General features: G+C 44.9%; 5 protein-coding genes. All 5 read left to right on the top strand.

Annotation, left to right across the window (positions count from 1 at the left end):
- Window positions 1-146 precede the first annotated feature (146 nt).
- The 5 genes from AC5590_RS27355 (at window position 147) to AC5590_RS27335 (ending at window position 18,690) form a co-directional block, all read left to right on the top strand.
- Window positions 147-8,966 (top strand): non-ribosomal peptide synthetase, encoded by an 8,820-nt coding sequence (locus AC5590_RS27355; protein ID WP_169266478.1) that lies wholly within the window; start codon window positions 147-149, stop codon window positions 8,964-8,966.
- Window positions 8,956-12,216 carry a non-ribosomal peptide synthetase gene (locus tag AC5590_RS27350; protein WP_169266477.1) on the top strand — a complete coding sequence of 1,087 codons (3,261 nt, stop codon included), beginning with the start codon at window positions 8,956-8,958 and terminating at the stop codon, window positions 12,214-12,216. Before AC5590_RS27355 ends, AC5590_RS27350 begins: the two co-directional genes overlap by 11 nt.
- A 29-nt stretch (window positions 12,217-12,245) precedes the next feature.
- A complete protein-coding gene (locus AC5590_RS27345) occupies window positions 12,246-16,727 on the top strand; it encodes a non-ribosomal peptide synthetase family protein (protein WP_169266476.1) in 4,482 nt (1,493 codons plus the stop codon).
- Window position 16,728: 1 nt separating this feature from the next.
- The gene (locus AC5590_RS27340; RefSeq protein ID WP_169266475.1) at window positions 16,729-18,006 is read left to right on the top strand and encodes an MFS transporter; all 1,278 of its coding nucleotides are present in this window, start codon (window positions 16,729-16,731) and stop codon (window positions 18,004-18,006) included.
- 84 nt (window positions 18,007-18,090) lie between these two features.
- On the top strand, window positions 18,091-18,690 hold the full coding sequence (locus tag AC5590_RS27335; protein ID WP_169266474.1) for a DedA family protein: 600 nt from the start codon (window positions 18,091-18,093) through the stop codon (window positions 18,688-18,690).
- Window positions 18,691-18,845: the final 155 nt, after the last annotated feature.

Genomic DNA, 18,845 nt, shown 5'->3' with positions numbered 1-18,845 from the left:
AAGAAAAGCCACTGTTGTAGAAATCAAGCAATCACTGAGATTCTCTAAACTGTATTCAACCATTAATTCAGTTGCATACAGCAGACTTGAGTTGAAAATTGTTAATGCAAAAATTTATAAAATATAAGATGTAAGCAGGTGTGCAAATGGGCAAAAACCTTTTCGAGCTACCAGCTAAGTTTTCTACATTGGTTGAACTTCTCCAAAGTCGAGCACTCCAGCAACCCGAGCAGAAAGCATATTCTTTTGTGATTGATTCTGAGGTAGAAGGACCTTGTCTTACCTACGGTGAACTCGATTATCAAGCGAGGATCATTGCTGCCTTGCTTCAAAGTTATGGAGTCGTTGGTGGAGAGCGTGCTTTGCTGCTATACCCGCCTGGTTTGGAATTCATCGCGGCGTTCTTCGGGTGTTTGTATGCTGGGGTTGTTGCAGTCCCCGCTTATCCACCCCGGGCTAACCAATCATTGTCCCGACTCCAAGCTGTTGTGGCGGATGCACGCTCAGCAATCGCACTAACCACCACAACTGTCTTGTCCAACATTGAGCAACAATTTGCCCAATATCCAAATTTACAAACTTTGCGGTTGCTGGCTACCGACAATATGATTGCTAGCGACTTAGTACATGCATGGCAGGAGCCATCTGTCAACAGCAACACACTAGCGTTTCTCCAATACACCTCAGGCTCTACAGGTACACCAAAAGGGGTGATGGTGAGTCATGGGAATTTGTTGCATAACTCGGAGTATATCAAGACAGCTTTTGAACTCACATCTGAGAGTGTATCTGTCAGTTGGTTACCTAGTTTTCATGACATGGGATTGCTCGACGGCGTTATTCAACCCTTGTATACAGGTTTTCTAGGGGTCTTAATGCCGCCAGCATCCTTTGTTCAGCAACCAATTCGATGGCTCAAGGCAATTTCCCACTATCAGGCAACTCATTGCGGCGGTCCTAACTTCGGTTATGACCTTTGTGTAAGCAAGACGACTCCCCAACAACGAGAAACTCTTGATTTGAGTAGTTGGTCTAGTGCTTACAACGGTGCTGAGCCAGTTCGCAAAGAAACTCTAGAGCAATTTGCATCTACCTTCAAACCCTATGGCTTCCGTAGCAATTTCTTCTATCCCTGTTACGGTATGGCTGAAACTACTCTGATGGTTTCAGGAGGATTAGTGAAAGATGAGCCAATTTATTGTGCGATCGATGCAGAGGCACTCAAACAAAATCGAGTCGTCAGCAGTCAAGTCGATAATCAAAGAGTTAGACACATAGTAGGGTGTGGGCGTTCATGGCTCGATACGAAAATTGCAATTGTTGACCCACAATCACTCAAGCAATGTACTTCGGAACAGATTGGAGAAATTTGGGTATCTGGAGCCAGCGTAGCTCAGGGTTATTGGAATCGACAAGAGCAGACTGAGCAAACCTTTCAAGCATATTTTGCAAACACAGGTGAAGGCCCATTTTTACGTACTGGGGATCTAGGATTTTTAAAAGATGGTGAGTTGTTCGTCACTGGCCGACTCAAAGACCTAATTATTATCCGAGGACGCAACTACTATCCTCAAGACATTGAACTGACAGTAGCGCAGAGCCACCCAGCACTGCAACAAGGCGGTAGTGCAGCGTTTGCAATTGATGTTGGCGGCGAAGAGAGATTAGTTATTGCCCAAGAAGTTAAGCGTAGTTTCCTGCGGAATTTGGCGACTGAGGAAGTCATTGCAACTATCCGTCAAGCAGTAACAGAAGAACATGAACTGCAAGTTTATGCACTGTTGCTGCTCAAACCAGGGAGTATCCCCAAAACTTCTAGTGGCAAGGTTCAGCGCCATGCTTGTCGAACTAGTTTTTTGGCGGGAAGTTTGGAGAGTGTCGCCAGCAGCATTTTAGAAGAATCTCATACTACAGTCAGTACAGCCAGCCTCACTTATTCAGCAGTCCTGGCATTAGAGCCACAAGAGCGTCAGTTACAGTTAACGTGTTATCTTCAGCAGCAAGTCGCTCAGGTTCTCAAAATAATCCCCTCACTCGTCAACCCACAGCAACCCTTAAACACTCTGGGACTCGATTCCTTAATGGCGATAGAACTCCAGCACACCATTGAAACTAACTTGGGTGTAGTCTTACCGATGACTAGCTTTCTGGGGAGTTCCAGTATCAACCAATTAGCAACCGCAGTACTTGCCCAATTAACTAATGTTGCTTCTGCACCAAAAAGTGATCCAGCCTCGGCTAAAGAAACTATCACTGAGTATCCCCTTTCCTACGGTCAACAAGCTCTGTACTTTTTACACCAACTAGCACCAGAGAGTCCTGCTTACAATATTGCCAATGCTGTGCGTATTTGTGGTGAACTTGATATTGCCGCCTTGCACCGAGCATTTCAGACTTTAGTAGAACGCCATTCTTCGCTGTGTACAACTTTCAGAAATGCCGACGGACAACCTATGCAGCAAGTCCACAAGCATGTAGAGGTGTGGTTTCAACAGGAAGATGCAGCAACATGGGATGAGGAATTTCTGAGCTATCGCCTGCTAAAAGAAGCGTACCGTCCCTTCAATCTTGAGCAGAGTCCCCTAATGCGAGTGAGTCTGTTCACTCGCTCACCCCAAGAACACATTCTTCTGCTGGTTGTCCACCACATCGTAGCAGACTTCTGGAGCCTCACCGTGCTGGTGGATGAGTTGGGAACACTGTACCAAGCCCAAAAGAATAATACACCTGTCACCCTGCCTCCTTTGCTCTGGCAGTACACCGACTATGTGCGGGAACAGGCGAAAATGCTAGCAAGTCCAGAAGGTGAGCGGCTGTGGCGCTACTGGCAAAAGCAGTTGGCAGGAGAGTTACCTGTATTAAATTTGCCAACTGACCGTCCACGTCCCGCCATTCAAACCTATCGAGGGGCTTCTCTAGGTTGCAAGCTGAGTGCAGAACTAACTCAAAAGCTACAAGATTTTAGCCGCAAACGTGGAGTTACTCTCTACATGACAATGCTAGCAGCCTTTCAAGTGCTACTTTACCGCGAAACAGGTCAAGAAGACCTACTAGTGGGTTCCCCGACAACAGGCAGAAGTCGAACTGATGTGGCAGGACTGGTGGGTTACTTCGTGAATCCGGTAGTTTTGCGAGCCAATCTATCAGGAAATCCCACCTTTGATGAGTTTCTCGCTCAAGTACGTTCCTGTGTACTGGATGCTTTTGATCACCAGGACTACCCCTTCGCACGACTGATTGAGCAACTACAACCAGTGCGAGACCCCAGTCGTTCGCCACTATTTCAAGTGATGTTTGTTTTGCAGAAAGCGCACCTCCTCAACGAGTCAGGTTTGACAGCTTTTGCTTTAGGGGAAACAGGAGCAAGGATAAAACTAGGGGAACTAGAGTTAGAGTCCCTAGCCCTCGAACAGCGAATTGCTCAGTTCGACCTCACTCTAATGATGGCTCTTGTGGATGAAACACTATCTGCTTCTTGGCAATACAACACAGACTTATTTGATGCTGCCACTATTGCGCGAATAGCTGGTCATTTTCAGACCTTACTAGAAGGTATCGTCGCTGACTCACAGCAGCACATCTGTTTTCTACCACTCCTCACCGAATTAGAACAACAACAATTATTAGTAGAGTGGAATGCTACTCAAGTAAATTATGCTCATGCTACCTGTCTCCATCAACAATTTGAGGCTCAGGTACAGCAGACACCAGATGCAGTGGCGGTGGTATTTGAACAAGAACAACTCACCTACACTGAGTTAAATCAACGGGCAAACCAGTTAGCACACCATCTGCAAACTTTGGGAGTAGAGCCAGAGGTGTTGGTTGGCATCTACCTAGAGCGTTCACCAGAGATGGTGGTGAGTATCTTAGCGACTCTCAAGGCTGGAGGAGCTTACGTTCCTCTAGATCCCAGCTATCCTCAAGAACGTCTAGCTTTCATGCTGAAAGATGCCCAAGTTTCAGTGTTGTTGACTCAAGAGAAATTTTTCACAGCTTTGCCTGAGCATCGGGCAAAAGTGGTCTTGGTGGACAAAAACAATGAGGCCCGGGCTAGTGATAGTGTGGACAACCCAGTTAGCCAGGTGACAACTGATAATTTAGCTTATGTCATTTACACCTCTGGCTCGACTGGCAAACCAAAGGGGGTAATGAACACTCATGGAGGAATTTGCAATCGTCTCTCCTGGATGCAGGAAACCTATCAACTGACAACAGTAGATAGAGTGTTGCAAAAAACACCATTTAGCTTTGATGTCTCGATTTGGGAATTCTTCTGGCCTTTGACTACCGGAGCAGTAAGCGTGGTAGCTCGACCAGGAGGTCATCAAGATAGCGCTTACCTCGTTGAGATCATAAAAGAGCAGCAAATCACCACGCTACATTTTGTTCCTTCAATGTTGCAAGTGTTTCTTGAGGAACCTGGTGTGGAAACTTGTTACTGCTTGAGGCAGGTAATGTGCAGTGGGGAAGCACTACCTTTCAAACTACAAGAACAATTTTTTGCGCGTTTGGATGCAGACCTCCACAATTTATACGGACCAACGGAAGCAGCTATTGATGTCACATTTTGGGCTTGTGAGCGTGAGAATCCTAAATACACTGTCCCCATTGGTCGCCCCATTGCCAATACGCAAATTTATCTGCTAGATAATCACTTGCAACCAGTGCCTGTTGGCGTACCGGGGGAACTACACATTGGCGGTGTGGGTTTAGCTAGGGGTTATCTTCACCAGCCAGAACTAACAGCTCTGAAATTTATTCCCAATCCCTTTAGTGATAAGCTTGGGACACGCCTTTATAAAACTGGGGATTTGGCGCGTTACCTTCCTGATGGCAACATTGAGTATCTGGGACGACTCGACGATCAAGTTAAGTTGCGAGGGTTCCGCATTGAGTTAGGAGAGATTGAAGCGGTATTGAGTCAACACCCAGCATTGCGCGAGGTTGTTGTCTTGATGAGAGAAATTGAGAGGAGGGAACAACACCGAGATTTCACACCACTGGTTGACGTAGAAAATTCATCAACAATTACTGGTTTGCGTCGCTTACTCAAGGGAGAATTAGCTGCATCTCGGGCAGACTCTAGGAACCAGCAATTAGTTGCTTATTGCGTCACCCGTCATCAGCCAGCACCCACAACTACCGAACTGCGTCGTTTTCTCTTAGAGCAGCTCCCCGATTACATGGTTCCTGCGGCTTTCGTCATGCTGGATGCACTTCCTTTGGCTCCCAATGGTAAGGTAGACAGGCGAATGCTACCAGCTCCTGGAAAAGCTAGACCGGAGTTAGAAAAAGCTTTTGTCGCACCTCGCACTCCACAAGAGCAGACATTGGCAGAGGTTTGGGCAGAGGTGTTGGACATTGAACAGGTGGGCATTCACGACAACTTTTTTGAGTTGGGAGGGGATTCGATTCGTAGCATTCAAGTGTTAGCTAAAGCCACTGCAAAAGGTTTAAGCTTCTCCTTGGCACAAATTTTCCAGCATCAAACCATCGAATCTCTGGCACAAGAAATTACCTTTGTCGAACCCAGTGGTTTAGTTACTCAGAAAACAGAGCCATTTAGCCTGATTTCTCACGCAGAACGGCATCTTCTACCCCAAGGCGTAGAAGATGCTTATCCTTTGGCTAGGGTTCAGGCTGGGGTAATTTTTCACACTCAGTCTATGCCTGAGGAGCCAATGTACCATGACATTTTCCTGTACAATTTGCAAGTTCGTCTAGACATTCAACTGTTTCAAAAAGCTGTACAGCAGGTTGTGGAGCGTCATCCCATCCTGCGAACATCATTTGATCTGACCAACTTTAGCGAACCCCTACAGTTAGTTCATCAACAAGTCACTGCTCCCTTTCAAGTCGAGGACTTGCGCGATTTATCACCAGAGCAACAACAACAAGCACTTTCCATCTGGATAAAAGCTGAAAAAAGACGAAATTTTGACTGGTCTTGTCCGCCATTTATTCGCTTTTTTATTCATCGCCTCACGAATCAGTCATTTTATCTCACCTTTAGTTGTCACACTTCTATTCTTGACGGCTGGAGCAAAGCTTGTTTGCTGACAGAATTGCTACACCATTATCATGCCCTGCTGAATGGTAAAGGTGAAGTCATTGAACCACCCCCAACTATTGCTTATCGAGATTTTGTTGCCAAAGAGCGTTCAACATTGCGATCGCCTGACTCTCAAAACTTTTGGATGCAAAAATTAGCAGATTGCGTCACCACAAAACTAGCCCGTTGGGTAGTGACTCACCGCACCACAGATAAACCGAAAATTGGGTTTTTGGATGTCCCGATTTCTCCTGAGCTTTCCGAGAAATTGCAAAAACTGGCTCGGTTAGCAGAAGTTCCCCTCAAAAACGTCTTGCTTGCTGCACACCTCAGAGTGATGAGTTTGTTAAGTGGCGAGAGTGATGTCCTCACAGGACTGGAGTCTAATGGACGCTTGGAAGAAACTGACGGAGAAAAGACCCTTGGTATCCATTTGAACACAGTTCCTTTCCGTTTGCAACTGACGGGGGGAACTTGGCTAGAGTTGGTGCAGCAGGTCTTTGTAGCTGAACGAGAGTTGTTACCCTTCAGGCGTTATCCCTACGCAGATTTACACCAACTTGTCGGGCGTCAGGCTCTACAGCCCTTGGTGGAAACTGTCTTTAACTACACTCACTTTCATGTTTATGAGAGTTTGCAAACTTTCCAAGATTTGGAAATTTTAGGGGCGAGGGGTTTTGGTGAAACTCATTTTACATTACGGTCTGAGTTTAATCTCAATCATGCCTCAGACTGCATACAACTCGATTTAGAGTGTGACTTGACACAGATCAGCCATGCCCAGTTAGAGACTATTGGCAGTTATTTTATTGAAACGCTAACAGCAATGTCTGTACAGCCGTTTGCACGTTATGAGTCTCAATGTCTTTTGGGCGATCGCCAACGGCAGATGTTGCTCGTGGAGTGGAATCACACCGCCACCCAATATCCCCAAGATTGCTGTATCCATCAACACTTTGAGGCTATGGCAGCACAAAATCCTAATGCGATCGCCATCGTCTTTGAAGGTGAGCAACTCAGTTACCAACAGCTAAATCATCGAGCGAATGCCCTTGCCCATTATTTGCAGCGTCTAGGAGTAGTCCCCGATGTGCCGGTGGCTCTCTGTGTCGAGCGTTCCTTGGACATGATTGTGGGAATTTTAAGAATTCTCAAAGCAGGAGGAGCTTACGTACCCATAGATCCAACATATCCCCGAGAAAACCTGGCTTTTATGCTGCAAGATGCTCAGGTGCCAGTCCTGCTGACTCAGGCACGGCTAGTAGCAGACTTACCTGCACACACCGCCCAGACTGTCTGTCTAGACTCAGATTGGCACATCATAGCGCCGGAAAGTCCAGAAAACCCCAGCATTACAAGCACATTAGAAAACCTAGCTTACATCATCTACACCTCAGGTTCCACTGGTCAACCGAAGGGAGTACTCGTTACCCAGCAAAACTTAGTCCACTCCACAAGAGCGCGGATTGCTTATTACCCAGAACCCGTTACCAGTTTCTTATTAATTCCCTCCTTCGCTTTTGATAGCTCAGTTGGTTGCATATTTTGGACTTTATGTCAAGGAGGTAAACTTGTGCTGTTAAGAGAGGGTTCCCAGAGAGATATTTGGCAATTAACCAAGCTGATTGCCCAACATCAGGTTTCACACTGGTTGAGTGTTCCCTCACTTTACAGTACTCTACTTGTTACTATAGACCCGGATCTACTTGTCTGGTTGCACAGTGTCATTGTTGCCGGGGAATCTTGTTCCACAGAGTTAGTGGAACGTCATCGCCTAAGCTTGCCCCATACATCCTTATTTAATGAGTATGGTCCAACAGAAGCAACAGTTTGGAGCAGTGTCTACAATTGTCAAAATCATGATTTGAACAATCCTGTGCCAATTGGTCGCCCAATTGCTAACACTCAGATATATTTACTGGATTCTCACCTCCAACCAGTACCAATTGGAGTGCCTGGTGAACTGCATATTGGTGGTTTCGGTCTGGCTAGGGGCTATCTTAACCAACCTGAGCTAACTGCCCAAAAGTTCATAGCTGATCCGTTTAGTGAGGAACCGAATGCACGCCTATACAAAACTGGAGATTTAGCGCGTTACCTACTAGATGGAAACATAGAGTTCTTGGGGCGAATCGATAATCAGGTTAAGCTCAGGGGGTATCGTATCGAACTAACGGCGATAGAAGCACTGTTACTCCAACATCCTGTTGTTGTGGAAGCGGTGGTCATACTTCGAGAAGAAGAATCAGGTAGCAAACGCTTAGTTGCCTACGTAGTGCCAAAGCAAAAAACTGCACCTGCAACCAATGAGCTGCGGGGTTTCTTGCGGCAGAAGTTACCAGAATATATGATTCCTAGTGCCTTTGTTGTCTTAGAACAATTGCCATTAACTCCCAGTGGGAAGGTTGATCGTCGGCATTTGCCTGCACCTGAGCAAGTACAATCCCAAGAAATGTCGATGGAGGAAAAAAGCACAGCAGAGCAAACTTACGTAGCAGCCCGCACGCCAGTGGAAGAAGCGCTAGCCACAATCTGGAGTCAGGTTTTGGGAATTAAGCCCTTGGGTATCCACGACAACTTTTTAGAGTTGGGAGGTGATTCGATTCAGAGCATTCAAGTTGTGGCTAAAGCTTATGAAGCGGGGTTGAAATTCAGTATCAATCAGCTATTTGAACATCTGACAATTGCAGAATTAGCAATGGTGGTGGAGACAATTTCGGTTTCACAGGAACAAGAGCGATACGCCTTTGGCGATAAGCGAAGCTTAACGCCCGCATCGCCAATCACTCATTTTTCGTCCACTGATACGCCAAGCTTCACACCCTCAGATTTTCCAGAAGCTGAGTTAACTCAAGAAGAACTAAATAAGCTTTTTATGAACAACACAGAAATCCCTAGATATGGAAGCTAAAAATATAGAGGACATCTACACACTCTCACCTACCCAACAGGGTATGCTGTTTCACATCCTCTCTGCTCCAGATTCCAGGATGTATTTTGAGCAGACGCTATGTACCTTGCATGGCACTCTCAATATCGCAGCTTTTGAGCAGGCTTGGCAGCAAATAGTAGACCGACATCCGAGTTTGAGAACTGCTTTTGTATGGCAAGGTCTGAATCAACCAGTTCAAATAGTACACCGACAAGCTAAACTATCGATACAGCAGTATGATTGGCTTAAGCTCTCAACTGCTGAGCAGGAAGCGCAACTACAAATTTACCTGGAAGCAGACCGCAAACATAGCTTTGAGCTTGCTAAACCACCCTTAATGCGGCTCATTTTAATCCAGACTAATGTGGACACTTACCAATTTATCTGGAGTATTTGTCACTTGGTACTGGATGCGTGGTGTGTTAACACCATCCTCAAGGAATTTTTTTGCGTCTACGAGGCGCTTTGCCAAAATCAAATTCTCCAATTGCAACCAAGCCGTCTCTATCGGGACTACATTGCTTGGCTGAAGCAGCAGGATTTATCGGAGGCTGAGGTCTTCTGGCGAAAAGTTCTTCAGGGCTTCACAACACCAACTCCTTTAGTAGGAGACTGGATAGCCAATGACTCCCTTGATCAGCACCAAGGTTTCAGTCAACAACAAGTCCAGCTGTCGCAAGCAACCACAGAAGCACTCAAGTCTTTAGCGCAACAACACCATTTGACGCTCAACACCTTGGTACAAGGGGTTTGGGCTTTACTGTTGAGTTATTACAGTGGTGAAGCAGATGTCGTTTACGGAACTGTTGTATCTGGTCGTCCGCCCACCCTACCAGGGGTTTCCTCTATGGTGGGAGTCTTTATCAACACCCTACCAACGCGCTTACTCGTGTCTGGTGAAGCTTCGCTCCTGTCTTGGTTAAAAGAACTTCAGTTCCAGCAGCTGAATATACGTAAATACGAGTGTACTCCTCTAGTCCAAATCCAGAATTGGAGTGAAGTACCCCCAGGGATGCCTTTATTTGAGAGTATTTTGGTATTTGAAAACTCCTCAGTAAATATCTCTAGCTTACCTACAGGAAACTTGAGGATTGACAATGTTCGTTCTGTTATTAACTCTAACTATCCTCTTGTTTTCTTAGTTAAACCTTGGTCGCAGTTATCGTTGAATATATTTTATGACTTACGCCACTTCAGCACCGTAACGGTAACTAGAATGCTGAGTCATGTCGCAGCACTGCTGAATAATATAGTTGCCGATCCCAACACTACACTGGCAGCTTTGACACAGAGTATTGTTAACAATCCAGAACAATTGATTAGTGATGTTGAGCGACAACAACTGCTCGTTGAATTTAACAATACAAGAAGAGATTATATTAACGACAAGTGTATCCACCAATTAATTGAGGAACAGGCAGAACGTACCCCGGAAAACGTAGCTGTGGTGTTTAAAAAGCAGCAAATCACTTACCAAGAACTGAACACCAGAGCCAATCAACTAGCACACCATCTTCAGGCTTTGGGAGTTGGATCGGATGTATTAGTAGCGATTTGCGTAGAACGTTCTTGGGAAATGCTGGTAGGTATACTAGCTATTCTCAAAGCTGGAGGAGCGTATGTACCAATTGATCCAACTTATCCAAATCAGCGACTGGCTTATATGCTGGAAGATTCTCAGGTGTCAGTAGTATTAACTCAAGAACAGTTGGTGAAAAAGTTACCGGATATTGGGGCGCAAGTACTTTGCTTAGATACTCTTTGGGATGCAATTACCCAAGAAAGTGATGAGAATCCTAAAACAGAAGTCATTCCTGATAACCTGGTCTACTTAATTTATACTTCTGGATCTACAGGACAACCCAAAGGAGTGCAGGTTACGCATCAAAACTTAGTTCACTCCACAACTGCTCGCATCTGTTACTACGATCAACCTGTAACAGGCTTTTTGTTAACTTCACCTTTTGCTTTCGATAGTTCTGTTGCCTGCATTTTTTGGACACTTTGTCAAGGTGGTTTTGTTTCCGTTTTACCAGAAAATTGGCAACTAGATATTAAACAGATTATAGAGGCGATCGCTCAACAACAAATTTCTCATTTATTATGTCTGCCATCTCTCTATAAGCTGATTTTAGAGCAAGCCCAACCACAGCAACTAATTAGCCTGCAAACCGTAATTGTCGCTGGAGAATCCTGTCCAAAAGAGCTTGTTAAGCAACACCGTGAATTACTACCCCAGACATCTTTATTTAATGAGTATGGTCCAACAGAAGCAACGGTTTGGAGCAGTGTATACAATTGTCAAAATCATGATTTGAAAAATCCTGTGCCAATTGGTCGCCCAATTGCTAACACCCAGATTTATTTATTGGATTCTCATCTCCAACCAGTACCCATTGGTGTATCGGGTGAGGTACATATTGGTGGTTTCGGTCTGGCTAAGGGCTATCTTAACCGTCCTGAACTAACTGCCCAAAAGTTCATTCCCAATCCGTTTAGCGATGAACCAAACGCACGCCTCTACAAAACTGGGGATTTAGGGCGTTACCTCCCGGATGGAAACATTAAGTTTCTCGGTCGTCTCGATCAGCAGGTCAAGATTCGAGGGTACCGCATTGAGATCACTGAAATTGAAGCTGTTCTAAATCAACACTCGGCTGTGCAAGAAGCGATAGTCGTCGCCCAAGAAGATATCCACACTCATCGGCGTTTAGTAGCTTATATTGTCCCAGAAAAGGAGCAAATACCCACAGTTGATGACTTACGTAGCTTCTTGAAAAATCGCTTGCCAGAGTATATGCTGCCTTCAGTGTTCGTGATGCTGAAGGCGCTACCACTGACACCCAATGGTAAGGTAGATCGTCAAGCGCTTCCCATCCCCGACCAAGAAAGACCAAATCTGGAAGCAGCATTTGTCCCACCTAGCACTCCAATCGAAGTAGCACTAGCAGAGATTTGGTCAGAAGTTCTTGGTGTAGAACAAGTGGGCATTCACGACAACTTCTTAAAGCTGGGAGGAGATTCTCTGCGCAGTATTCAAGTATTATCCAGAGCCAATGACCGAGGATTAAGTTTCTCTTTGCAAGAGTTTACCCAAAATCCGACAATTTACGAACTTTCCCAACTTATTAAGACGGCTGAAGAACTGCGGATACCCGCAATACGACCAGTGTCTCGTGAGCAATACCGTATGCAGGCATCAATGGACAGCACTACCGATGGTGTCTGAAATTCACAACAAGGACTTGTAAAAGCACAATGACAGAGGAACTGTTTGTTTTTCCTACATCTTTTGCCCAGCAGCGACTGTGGTTTTTGCATCAGCTAGAGCCGAATAGCCCAGTATATAACATGACCTATGGGTTGCGGATAAGTGGGAATTTGAGGGTAAAAGCTCTGCAACAGGCTTTTGAGACTATCGTCACTCGCCATGAAATACTGCGTACTAACTTTACCACGGTGGATGGGAGTCCGGTACAAGTCATTGCCAAAAGCCGATCAATAGTCATAGCTGCGATCAACCTGAGCAAATGGTCAGAAGTAGACCGCGCTGCTGAAGTCCAGCGACTGATTACCCAGAAAGCAGAACATCCTTTTGACCTGGCACGCGATCCGTTACTGCTTGTTACCTTGCTACAATTAGGCGAGCAAGAATATGTCCTATTGCTGACACTACACCATATTATCTTTGTTGGTTGGTCGCTTGGGGTTTTCATCCGAGAACTGACAGCACTCTACAAAGCCTTTTCTACCGGGACTGCTTCGCAACTTCCCGAACTGCCCATACAGTACGCTGACTATGCTATCTGGCAGAGGCAGTGGTTGCAACAAAGGGTACTGAAGACTCATTTGGACTACTGGAAACAACAGCTAGCAGGTTCTTTGCCTGTTCTGGAATTGCCCACAGACCGTCCGAGATTGGCAGTCCAGAATTTTCAAGGTGCAACTCAGTCTTTTTCATTGTCCTCTGATTTATCGCAGGCGCTCAAGCTTCTTAGCCAGCAAGAAGGAATCACCTTGTTTATGACTCTGCTGGCAGCATTCAAAACATTACTCTACCGCTATACAGGAGAAGGGGACATCATAGTCGGTTCACCTACTGCTAACCGTAATCGCCCCGAAATCGAAGGATTGATTGGGTTCTTCGTTAACACCCTTGTTCTGCGTACCGACCTTGGAGATAACCCCAGTTTTCGGCAGTTGCTTTTACGAGTACAGGAAGTAACATCAGGGGCATTTGACCATCAAGACTTGCCCTTCGAGAAGCTGGTAGAAGAAATACAGCCTGAACGCAGCCTCAGCCATACACCACTGTTTCAGGTGATGTTTGTCCTGCAAAATGCACCGATGCCACCCTTGGGGTTGCCAGAACTTACGCTGAGTCCTCTGATGGTTGACAGCAAAACAGCTAAGGTTGACTTGTCTGTATCTATGACAGATACACAGCAGGGACTGATCGGGAATCTAGAATACAACACCGACCTGTTTGAAGCAGCCACTATTAATAGAATGGTGGGGCATTTCCAAACTTTGCTCGAAAGTATTGTGGTTAATCCCGACCAGCGCCTCAGTGACTTGTCAATTTTGACAGAAGCAGAACGGCAGACTCTGTTGGTAAAGTGGAATAGCACACAAACAGAAATTTTGCAAGACTTGTGCATCCATGAACTGTTTGAAACTCAAGTAGAGCAGACACCGGATGCCGTTGCAGTCGTTTTTGAAAACCAACAGTTAACATACCGGGAACTGAACGCCAAGGCAAATCAGCTAGCGCGTTACTTGCATTCACTTGGTGTGGGACCAGAGGTGCTGGTGGGCATTTGTGTAGAGCGATCACCAGAGATGGTGATCGCTTTGTTGGGCATCCTCAAAGCTGGTGGGGCTTATGTACCCTTAGATCCCACTTATCCCCAAGAGCGCTTGAGTTGGATGTTATCAGATTCACAAGTGCCAATCCTCTTGACTCAGAAGCATTTGCTGGTAGAAAAAAAGTTTGATGGACTGCATGTAGTTTGCTTGGATACAGACTGGGAAGTCATTTCTCACGAGAGTGAAGAGAATCTCGTCAGTGATGCTACACCGGAAAATTTAGCATATGTCATTTACACATCAGGTTCTACAGGCAAACCAAAAGGAGTGATGATTCAACATCAGTCTTTAAGGAATTTCACTGAGGCGGCAATTGTTGAATATGGGCTTACCGAATGCGATCGCATACTACAGTTTGCCTCTATCAGTTTCGATACGGCAGTCGAAGAAATTTATCCTTGCCTGCTCTCTGGTGGTACGCTAATACTACGTAACGAACAGATGTTAATTGATATACCTAATTTCCTCAAACAATGTCGGGGATGGGAAATAACGGTATTAGATTTACCCACAGCATACTGGCATCATCTGACTTTTGAATTAACAACGACACAGCTAAAACTACCTGAATCATTACGTTTGGTAATTATTGGGGGAGAACGGGTACTTCCAGAACGAGTAAAAATGTGGCAAAAGTATGTAAGTGACTACCCGCAGTTATTCAACGGATACGGTCCTACAGAGGCAACTGTAGTAACCACAATTTACAAGTTACCAAAAGCTAGCTTTTCTTCAGATATTACATTGTCAGGAGTACCCATTGGCAAGCCTATTCGTAATGTTCAAGTGTACGTGCTGGATAAAAACCTACAGCCAGTCCCCATTGGCATCCAGGGTGAACTCTACATTGGCGGTGTTGGTTTAGCACGAGGTTACTTGAATCGCCCAGACTTAACTGAAGAAAAATTTATTCCTAACCCCTTTAACAATTCAAAATTCAAAATATGCCCGAAGGACTCAGCGTCTGGGCAGGAGATACAAAATCTAAAATTTAATCGCCTTTACAAGACTGGGGATTTAGTGCGTTATCTAAGAGACGGTAACATTGAGTTTCTCGATCGCATTGATAATCAGGTGAAGGTGCGCGGCTTCCGCATCGAACTTGGAGAAATTGAAGTGGTACTGACGCAACACTCAGAGGTTAAAGAAACTGTAGTCATAGCTCAACAAGACGCTACGGGCAACCAATACTTAGTGGCTTATGTGGTTCCAAAGCAAAAGCCATTTCCGAAGAGCAGTGAACTACGCCGCTTTCTCAGGGATAAGTTGCCCGAATATATGCTGCCAAAAGTCTTTATGATGCTAGAAGCACTACCACTCACTCCTAACGGCAAAGTAGACCGCACAGCGCTACCAATAGCTGAGCAAACCAGCTGTGATCATACCACAATTTACGTAGCGCCACGTACATCAACTGAGGAACAGTTAGCGATAATTTGGTCTGAGTTACTTGGTCTGGAACAAGTTAGTATTAATGATAACTTTTTTGATTTAGGTGGTCATTCCTTACTACTAACTCAGCTAATTTTTCGAGTGCGAGAAACTTTTCAAGTAGAGCTACCCTTGCGTAGTTTGTTTGAAATGCCTACCGTAGCCAGCCTAGCCGAAAGTATTGAGAGGGTTCAAAACACAGGTTCTGATACTAGTGGCGGGAAAACTGTTGCACAGCTGAAAGTCGAAGCTGTTCTCGATCCCACAATTCGTCCTGAAGCTATTCAAAGGGAGTATACAACTGAGCCTGCTAATATCTTCTTAACCGGAGCTACAGGTTTTTTGGGAGCTTTTTTACTTGATGAACTTCTCCAAAAAACTCAAGCAGATATCTACTGTTTGGTACGTGCTGCTAATGCTGAAGAAGGCAAAAATAAGCTCTGCAAAAACTTGGAAATGTATTCACTTGGGAACGAACATTTCAGTTCCAGAATCATCCCGATGATGGGAGATTTATCTCAGGCATTTTTTGGACTTTCTGAAGAACAATTTCTACTACTAGCAAATAAGATAGATGTTATTTATCACAATGGTGCTTTAGTTAATTTTGTTTATCCATACGAGCAGCTGAAGGCGGCTAATGTTCTCGGAACGCAAGAAGTTTTGAGATTGGCAAGTTTAATCAAAGTCAAACCTGTGCATTACGTTTCTACCCTTTCTGTTTTTCCCGCACAGAGCGATTCTGACGTACAAGTATTTCGCGAACAAGACTGTTTGGAACATGATGGAATTCTCCAAAGTGGCTATGCTCAAAGTAAATGGGTGGCGGAAAAATTAGTAGCGATCGCACGTTCTAGAGGACTTCCTGTAACTATCCACCGACTGGGAAGGATAACAGGAAACAGCAAAACAGGGATCTGGAACACAAATGATTTTATGTGCAGCATGATTAAGTGCTGTATTCAGCTTGGTAGTGTGCCAAAAATGGATGGTTTGGTGGACATGACACCTGTAGACTACGTAAGTCAAGCCATCATTTATTTATCTCAGCAAAAAGAATCCATTGAGGAAGTTTTTCACTTGCTCAATCCTCACCCAATTAAACTGGAAGAACTGATCAAGTTGGTATGTTCTTATGGCTATCCACTACGACTAGTTGCGTATGATGAATGGCGACAGGAGTTGATAACTGCTGCAAAATATTCTCCAGATCCCACGTTGTATTCCCTTTTGCCTTTATTTCCTGAAAATAGATCTAAAAATCAGATATCCATCGAAGAAAATCTTTCTCAATCAAGAATGACACAGTTCGATTGCAAAAACACACTTGATAAGTTGGCAGATACTTCTATTATCTGTCCTGCGATAGATGACAAGCTTTTATCTAGCTACTTTTGTTACTTCACTCGTAGTGGTTTCCTGAATCACCCACATATCTAGAATGCGAGTATTTACCCTTATCTGGTTTGGGCAGCTTATTTCACTGATTGGCTCTGGGCTGACTCGATTTGCTCTAGGTGTCTGGGTATACCAGAATACTGGCTCAGTCACGCAATTTGCACTCATTTCTCTGTTTGCTATGCTCCCGAGCATCTTGATCTCACCAGTGGTTGGTGTGCTTGTAGATCGGTGGAACCGACGCTCTTGCATGATACTCAGCGATGCAGGAGCAGGGCTGAGTACCCTAGCTATTGCGCTGTTGCTCTTTTCTGGTAAGCTTGAAGTCTGGCACATCTACGTGGCTGTAGCAGTCAGTTCAATCTTTAGCGCTTTCCAATGGCCAGCTTATGCTGCTGCAACTACGATGCTTGTCCCAAAGCAACACCTTGGTCGTGCCAATGGTATGGTGCAACTTGCAGAGGCAGCTTCACGGCTGCTCTCACCGATGTTAGCAGGTGCGCTGGTTGTCACTATTCAGATTCAGGGTGTAATCCTGATTGACTGCGTTAGTTTCCTTTTTTCTCTGGTAACGCTGCTGCTCGTCCGATTTCCTAAGCCGAAAACTACCCCAGAGGATGAAGTGAGGCAGAGTTGGCGACTGCGGGAGTTTACTTATGGATGGACATACATTACTGCTCGTCCCGGACTACTTGGACTGTTAATTTTCTTTGCTGTCATTAATTTCTTCATAGGAGTTGTCAGTGTACTAGTTACACCACTGGTACTAGCTTTTGCTTCGGCTACTGTACTTGGCACTGTGCTGTCAATTGGTGGAAGCGGGATGTTGGTTGGTGGTCTGGTGATGAGTGCTTGGGGCGGACCAAAGAAGCGCATCCTTAGTGTGTTCGGCTTTACACTATCAGGTGGGCTGTCTATACTACTTGCGGGGCTTATGCCATCTGTCCCGGTCTTCTTTGCTGCTGCCTTTATATACTATTTTGGGGTGTCGATGATCAATGGCTGCGATCAAGCCATCTGGCAGAGCAAAGTTGCACCTGCTGTCCAGGGACGAGTGTTTGCTGTGCGAAGTATGCTCGCTTTGGCATCCCTACCGCTTGCCTATCTGATTGCAGGACCATTAGTCGATCAAGTCTTCGAGCCGTTGCTTGCTGTCTCTGGACCATTGGCTGGAAGCATAGGACGGATTATCGGCGTGGGGCGAGGACACGGCATTGGTTTGTTGTTTGTTGTGATGGGAATGCTCACTATGCTAGCAACAGCTGGGGGCTATCTATATTTACCTTTACGGCTACTAGAGGAGCAATTACCAGATGCTTGACCTGCAAATGCGTGACAGCCAAAAAAAATTCTGATATTCCTCTGAATTTTGTGTTAAATAAGTTATTGATTTAGAGGATGTTCTATGCATTTTGATTTAGCAGAAACAATAAAGTCTTTAGGCTACTTTGGAGTATGGGCAATTGTATTTGCAGAGTCTGGCTTACTGATTGGCTTTTTTCTACCAGGAGATAGTTTGCTGTTTACTGCTGGATTTGTAGCATCTCAGGGACTACTTAACATCTGGGTTCTGATCATTGGCGCTTTTCTTGCTGCAGTGCTTGGTGATAATGTCGGTTATGCAACTGGATACAGATTTGGTCGTAGGCTCTTTCAAAAAGAAGATTCACGGTTATTTCATAAAAAACATTTGGTCACAACGACCGAATTTTATCACAAACATGGTAAGAAAACGCTTATATTAGCTCGATTTGTTCCAATAGTGCGGACTTTTGCGCCGATTATTGCTGGCGTTGGTAGCATGGATTATCGCACTTTTATGTTCTATAACTTGATTGGTGGATTTCTTTGGACATTCGGTATAACTCTGTTAGGATTTTTATTAGGAAATTCTCTACCAGCTGAACAGCTAGATAAGTATTTGTTACCAATTATTGGATTAATTGTTGTTGTTTCTTTAATACCATCAATTCTTCATATTATTAAAGAAAACAAGAATAAATGACAAAGAAGGGTTAGGTGGTTTGTTGAGTGACTTGCTCAAGAGGGTATCACGATCATGACTTCTTCAAACATAAACTTATAACGCTTAACGCTTAACGCTTAACAGGGTTGAAAATCTCGTGATGCCCGTATTTTCTCATTAGTTCATGTCCTAAT

Source organism: Brasilonema octagenarum UFV-OR1 (assembly GCF_963888615.1).
GTDB lineage: Bacteria > Cyanobacteriota > Cyanobacteriia > Cyanobacteriales > Nostocaceae > Brasilonema > Brasilonema sennae.
Note: the sequence above shows the minus strand (reverse complement) of the source record. Positions and strands in the feature narration are given on the sequence as shown.